General features: G+C 60.8%; 10 protein-coding genes. All 10 read left to right on the top strand.

Going from position 1 to position 6,097, the window contains the following annotated elements:
* The 10 genes from tuf (at position 1) to rplP (ending at position 6,094) form a co-directional block, all read left to right on the top strand.
* Complete coding sequence (gene tuf / locus GHK62_RS27050; RefSeq protein ID WP_153442062.1) at positions 1-1,176, top strand: elongation factor Tu; 1,176 nt, start codon at positions 1-3, stop codon at positions 1,174-1,176.
* Between the two features lie 147 nt (positions 1,177-1,323).
* The gene (gene rpsJ / locus GHK62_RS27045; protein WP_003507767.1) at positions 1,324-1,632 is read left to right on the top strand and encodes a 30S ribosomal protein S10; all 309 of its coding nucleotides are present in this window, start codon (positions 1,324-1,326) and stop codon (positions 1,630-1,632) included.
* 121 nt (positions 1,633-1,753) lie between these two features.
* Positions 1,754-2,440 carry a 50S ribosomal protein L3 gene (gene rplC, locus GHK62_RS27040; RefSeq protein ID WP_153442061.1) on the top strand — a complete coding sequence of 229 codons (687 nt, stop codon included), beginning with the start codon at positions 1,754-1,756 and terminating at the stop codon, positions 2,438-2,440.
* 12 nt (positions 2,441-2,452) lie between these two features.
* Positions 2,453-3,073 (top strand): 50S ribosomal protein L4, encoded by a 621-nt coding sequence (gene rplD, locus GHK62_RS27035; protein WP_153442060.1) that lies wholly within the window; start codon positions 2,453-2,455, stop codon positions 3,071-3,073.
* A complete protein-coding gene (locus GHK62_RS27030; protein WP_066875657.1) occupies positions 3,070-3,363 on the top strand; it encodes a 50S ribosomal protein L23 in 294 nt (97 codons plus the stop codon). The genes rplD and GHK62_RS27030 overlap by 4 nt, the downstream gene beginning before the upstream one ends.
* A gap of 43 nt (positions 3,364-3,406) precedes the next feature.
* The gene (gene rplB / locus GHK62_RS27025; RefSeq protein ID WP_153442059.1) at positions 3,407-4,243 is read left to right on the top strand and encodes a 50S ribosomal protein L2; all 837 of its coding nucleotides are present in this window, start codon (positions 3,407-3,409) and stop codon (positions 4,241-4,243) included.
* A 15-nt stretch (positions 4,244-4,258) separates the two neighbouring features.
* Positions 4,259-4,537, top strand: coding sequence for a 30S ribosomal protein S19 (rpsS, locus tag GHK62_RS27020; RefSeq protein ID WP_184108805.1), 279 nt, complete (start codon positions 4,259-4,261; stop codon positions 4,535-4,537).
* A 2-nt stretch (positions 4,538-4,539) separates the two neighbouring features.
* Positions 4,540-4,929, top strand: coding sequence for a 50S ribosomal protein L22 (rplV, locus tag GHK62_RS27015; protein WP_136504353.1), 390 nt, complete (start codon positions 4,540-4,542; stop codon positions 4,927-4,929).
* Complete coding sequence (gene rpsC, locus GHK62_RS27010) at positions 4,929-5,642, top strand: 30S ribosomal protein S3 (protein ID WP_153442058.1); 714 nt, start codon at positions 4,929-4,931, stop codon at positions 5,640-5,642. Before rplV ends, rpsC begins: the two co-directional genes overlap by 1 nt.
* A gap of 38 nt (positions 5,643-5,680) precedes the next feature.
* Positions 5,681-6,094 (top strand): 50S ribosomal protein L16, encoded by a 414-nt coding sequence (gene rplP, locus GHK62_RS27005; RefSeq protein WP_011975175.1) that lies wholly within the window; start codon positions 5,681-5,683, stop codon positions 6,092-6,094.
* Positions 6,095-6,097: the final 3 nt, after the last annotated feature.

Genomic DNA, 6,097 nt, shown 5'->3' with positions numbered 1-6,097 from the left:
ATGGCAAAGAGCAAATTTGAGCGCAACAAGCCGCACGTTAACATTGGCACGATTGGCCACGTTGACCATGGCAAGACGTCGCTGACGGCAGCGATCACGAAGTACTTCGGCGAGTTCAAGGCGTATGACCAGATCGACGCTGCGCCGGAAGAAAAGGCCCGTGGTATCACCATTTCGACGGCGCACGTCGAATACGAGACGCCGAACCGTCACTATGCGCACGTCGACTGCCCCGGCCACGCCGACTACGTCAAGAACATGATCACCGGCGCGGCGCAGATGGACGGCGCGATCCTGGTTGTTTCGGCGGCCGACGGCCCGATGCCGCAGACCCGCGAGCACATCCTGCTCGCCCGCCAGGTCGGCGTTCCGGCGATCGTCGTGTTCCTGAACAAGGTCGACCAGGTTGACGACGCCGAGCTGCTCGAGCTCGTCGAGCTCGAAGTGCGCGAACTGCTGTCGTCCTACGAATTCCCGGGCGACGACATTCCGATCATCAAGGGTTCGGCGCTCGCCGCGCTTGAAGACAGCGACAAGAAGATCGGCGAAGACGCGATCCGCGAGCTGATGGCAGCGGTTGACGCCTACATCCCGACGCCGGAGCGCCCGATCGACTTGCCGTTCCTGATGCCGATCGAAGACGTGTTCTCGATCTCGGGCCGCGGTACGGTTGTGACCGGTCGCGTCGAGCGCGGCATCATCAAGGTCGGTGAGGAAGTCGAGATCGTCGGCATCCGTCCGACGACGAAGACGACCTGCACGGGCGTCGAAATGTTCCGCAAGCTGCTCGACCAGGGCCAGGCCGGCGACAACATCGGTGCGCTCTTGCGCGGTGTCGACCGCAACGGCGTCGAACGCGGCCAGATCCTGTGCAAGCCGGGTTCGGTGACGCCGCACACGAAGTTCAAGGCGGAAGCCTACATCCTGACGAAGGAAGAAGGTGGCCGTCATACGCCGTTCTTCACCAACTATCGTCCGCAGTTCTACTTCCGCACGACGGACGTGACCGGCATCGTGACGCTGCCGGAAGGCACGGAAATGGTGATGCCGGGCGACAACGTGACGGTTGACGTCGAGCTGATCGTGCCGATCGCGATGGAAGAAAAGCTGCGCTTCGCAATCCGCGAAGGCGGCCGCACCGTCGGCGCCGGCATCGTCGCATCGATCATCAAGTAATAAGAAAACGGCTTTGCCGTTTCGGCAGGGACATGGTCTCCCATGTCCCTGCGATTTTTGAAAAAAGCGGCAGAGCGTAACGAATTCAGAAGTTTAAGTGTGTGCCTTTGAAGAGGCATACCGGAAACACGAGCAAGGACAAGTCGAATGAACGGCCAGAATATCCGCATCCGCCTTAAGGCGTTTGATCACCGGATCCTCGATGCCTCCACGCGCGAAATCGTGTCGACGGCCAAGCGCACCGGTGCCAGTGTGCGCGGGCCCGTGCCGCTTCCGACCCGGATTGAAAAATTCACGGTCAACCGGTCGCCGCACGTCGACAAGAAGAGCCGCGAACAGTTTGAGATGCGCACGCACAAGCGTCTTCTCGATATCGTTGATCCGACCCCTCAGACGGTTGATGCGCTGATGAAGCTCGATCTGGCCGCCGGCGTCGACGTCGAGATCAAGCTCTAAGGTCCGGCGCAAGCCGAAATAACAAGGAAGGTACGTGGAGTTTTCCAACGGCTTCCAGGAACAGGAAACCGGAAGGTGCAAGAGGCACCGGACGGGAACCCTAAACAAGAGGCGTGAACCGATGCGTTCAGGTGTGATTGCACAGAAGGTGGGAATGACCCGCGTCTACAACGAAGCCGGCGAGCATATCCCGGTAACAGTATTGCGGCTGGAGAACTGCCAGGTAGTGGCCCACCGCACGGAAGAAAAGAACGGCTATACCGCAGTTCAGCTGGGCGCTGGCCGTTCCAAGGTCAAGAATACGCCGAAGGCCATGCGCGGCCATTTTGCCGCTGCAAACGTCGAGCCGAAGGCGAAGCTCGTCGAGTTCCGCGTTTCCGCGGACAACATGATCGACATCGGCTCCGAGCTGACGGCCAGCCACTTCGTCGCAGGCCAGCTCGTCGACGTCACTGGTACGACGATCGGTAAGGGCTTCGCTGGCGCCATCAAGCGCCACAACTTCGGCGGTCTGCGTGCCACGCACGGCGTTTCCGTATCGCACCGCTCGCATGGTTCTACCGGTTCCAACCAGGATCCGGGCCGTGTTTGGAAGGGCAAGCGCATGGCCGGCCACATGGGCCAGACCCGCGTTACCACCCAGAACCTGGAAGTCGTATCGACGGACGAAGACCGTGGCCTGATCCTGGTCAAGGGCGCAGTCCCCGGCTCCAAGGGTGCCTGGATCGTCGTTCGCGACGCAGTCAAGTCCGGCACCCCGGAAGGCGCTCCGCGCCCGGCCGGCGTGCGCGCCGAAGCATCGAAGTAAGGGAGCCGAATAATGGATCTCACCGTCAAAACCCTCGAGGGCAAGGACGCGGGAAAGGTTTCCCTTTCTGACGCCATTTTCGGCCTCGAACCCCGTGAAGACATCATCGCCCGCGTCGTTCGCTGGCAGCTCGCCAAGAAGCAGCAGGGCACGCACAAGGCCAAGGGCCGCGCTGAAGTCGCCCGCACCGGCGCCAAGATGTACAAGCAGAAGGGTACGGGCCGCGCCCGCCACCACTCCGCTCGTGCTCCGCAGTTCCGCGGCGGTGGCAAGGCCCATGGCCCGGTTGTCCGCAGCCACGCTCATGACCTTCCGAAGAAGGTCCGTGCGCTCGGCCTGCGCCATGCGCTCTCGGCCAAGCTGAAGGCAGAAGAGATCATCGTCGTCGACGACCTCGTTGCCAAGGAAGCAAAGACGAAGGCTCTCGCCGGCGTATTCGCGTCGCTCGGCCTCACCAATGCTCTGATCATCGGCGGTGCCGAAATCGAGAACAACTTCAAGCTCGCAGCCCAGAACATCCCGAATGTGGACGTTCTGCCGGTCCAGGGCATCAACGTTTACGACATTCTGCGCCGCGGCAAGCTTGTGCTTTCCAAGGCTGCCGTAGAAGCTCTGGAGGAGCGGTTCAAATGACGGATCTTCGCCACTATGACGTGATCGTGTCTCCCTCGATCACCGAAAAGTCGACGCTGGTTTCCGAACAGAACCAGGTCGTCTTCAACGTCGCCAAGGGCGCTTCGAAGCCTGAGATCAAGGCTGCTGTCGAAGCCCTGTTCGGCGTCAAGGTCACGGCCGTGAACACGCTCCTCCGCAAGGGTAAGCTGAAGCGTTTCCGCGGTTTTGCCGGGAAGCAGAAGGACGTGAAGAAGGCGATCGTTACGCTCGCCGAAGGTCAGTCCATCGACGTCTCCACCGGTCTCTAACGGATAGGCCCATTAGGGTAAAAACCCAAAAGGGAACAAGAAAATGGCATTGAAAAGTTTCAATCCGACGACCCCGAGCCAGCGTCAGCTGGTCATCGTAGACCGGGCTGGCCTCTACAAGGGCAAGCCGGTCAAGGCGTTGACCGAGGGCCTGTCCTCCAAGGGCGGTCGCAACAACCTGGGCCGCATCACCGTCCGCTTCCAGGGCGGCGGTCACAAGCGGTCTTACCGTCTGGTCGACTTCAAGCGTCGCAAGTTCGACGTTGAAGGCACGGTCGAGCGTCTGGAATACGACCCGAACCGCACCGCCTTCATCGCGCTCGTCAACTATGCCGACGGCGAACAGGCCTACATCCTGGCGCCGCAGCGTCTGGCTGCCGGCGACAAGGTCATCGCCTCGGACAAGGCCGTTGACGTCAAGCCGGGCAATGCGATGCCGCTGCAGTTCATCCCGGTCGGCTCGATCATCCACAATGTGGAGATGAAGCCGGGCAAGGGTGGCCAGATCGCTCGCTCCGCCGGCACCTATGCGCAGCTCGTCGGCCGCGACCAGGGCATGGCGATCCTTCGCCTGAACTCGGGCGAACAGCGCCTCGTGCACGGCTCTTGCCTTGCATCGATCGGTGCTGTATCGAACCCCGATCACGGCAACATCAATGATGGTAAGGCTGGTCGTTCGCGTTGGCGCGGTAAGCGTCCGCACGTTCGCGGCGTCGTCATGAACCCGGTTGACCACCCGCACGGCGGTGGTGAAGGCCGCACTTCCGGTGGCCGTCACCCGGTTACCCCGTGGGGCAAGCCGACGAAGGGCAAGCGCACGCGCTCCAACAAGTCGACCGACAAGTTCATCATGCGCTCGCGTCACCAGCGCAAGAAGTAAGAGAGGAAGTCTCAAGTGGCTCGTTCAGTTTGGAAAGGTCCGTTTGTTGACGGCTATCTTCTCAAGAAGGCTGAGAAGGTTCGCGACGGCGGTCGTAACGAAGTGATCAAGATGTGGAGCCGTCGCTCCACGATCCTTCCGCAGTTCGTTGGTCTGACCTTCGGCGTCTACAACGGCAACAAGCATGTTCCCGTCTCCGTGTCCGAAGAAATGGTCGGTCACAAGTTCGGTGAATTCGCTCCGACCCGGACCTACTATGGTCATGGCGCGGACAAGAAGGCGAAGAGGAAGTAACGATGGGCAAGGCAAAAGCCGAACGCCGGCTGAAGGATAATGAGGCGCAGGCCATTGCGCGCACGATCCGCGTCAGCCCCCAGAAGCTCAACCTCGTTGCCGCGATGATCCGCGGCAAGAAGGTCGACCGCGCTCTGGCCGAACTCGAATTCTCGCGCAAGCGCATCGCAGATACGGTCAAGAAGACGCTTGAATCTGCGATCGCCAACGCTGAGAACAACCACGATCTCGACGTTGATTCGCTCATCGTCGCAGAAGCTTACGTTGGCAAGTCGATCGTGATGAAGCGCTTCCACGCTCGTGGTCGCGGCCGTGCATCGCGCGTCGAAAAGCCGTTCTCGCACTTGACGATCGTCGTTCGTGAAGTGGAAGCCAAAGGGGAGGCCGCATAATGGGCCAGAAGATTAATCCGATCGGTTTCCGTCTCGGCATCAACCGGACCTGGGACAGCCGTTGGTTCGCTGACAACGCTGAATACGGCCAGCTTCTTCACGAAGACCTGAAGATCCGCGCATACCTGATGGAAGAACTGAAGGCAGCCGGCATTGCCAAGGTCGTGATCGAGCGCCCGCACAAGAAGTGCCGTGTGACGATCCACTCTGCACGTCCGGGCCTGATCATCGGCAAGAAGGGCGCCGACATCGAAAAGCTGCGTAGGAAGCTTTCCGAGATGACCAACTCCGAAACGCACCTCAACATCGTCGAAGTGCGCAAGCCGGAAGTTGACGCGACCCTCGTTGCCCAGTCGATCGCCCAGCAGCTCGAGCGCCGCGTGGCGTTCCGCCGTGCGATGAAGCGCGCTGTTCAGTCGGCCATGCGTCTTGGCGCCGAAGGCATCAAGATCACCTGCGCCGGCCGCCTCGGCGGTGCCGAAATCGCCCGTACCGAATGGTATCGTGAAGGCCGCGTTCCGCTGCACACGCTGCGCGCCGACATCGACTACGGCACGGCCGAAGCTGAAACCGCTTTCGGTATCTGCGGCATCAAGGTCTGGATCTTCAAGGGTGAAATCCTCGAGCACGATCCGATGGCTTCCGAGCGTCGCGCGACCGAGAGTGACTCCCAGGGCTCTGGCAGCAGAGACCGCCGTCGTGAAAACGCGTAACATTCGCGTTTGGCAGCCAATATCGGAGAAGTAAAAAAATGTTGCAGCCAAAGCGTACGAAGTATCGCAAGCAGTTCAAGGGCCGCATCAAGGGCGTTGCCAAGGGCGGTTCTGATCTCGCCTTCGGCGAATTCGGCCTGAAGGCTCAGGAGCCGAACCGCGTCAATGCCCGTGAGATCGAAGCGGCTCGCCGCGCGATCACCCGCCACATGAAGCGCGCCGGCCGCGTTTGGATCCGCGTGTTCCCGGACGTTCCGGTCACCGCCAAGCCGACCGAAGTCCGCATGGGTAAGGGTAAGGGTTCGGTCGAATACTGGGCATGCAAGGTCAAGCCCGGCCGTATGATGTTCGAGATCGATGGTGTCAGCGAAGAACTCGCCCGTGAGGCACTTCGTCTTGGCGCTGCCAAGCTCTCTGTCAAGACGCGCTTCGTGCAGCGTATCGCAGAGTAAGGA

The organism is Sinorhizobium terangae, assembly GCF_009601505.1.
GTDB classification, from domain to species: Bacteria; Pseudomonadota; Alphaproteobacteria; order Rhizobiales; family Rhizobiaceae; genus Sinorhizobium; species Sinorhizobium terangae.
Note: the sequence above shows the minus strand (reverse complement) of the source record. Positions and strands in the feature narration are given on the sequence as shown.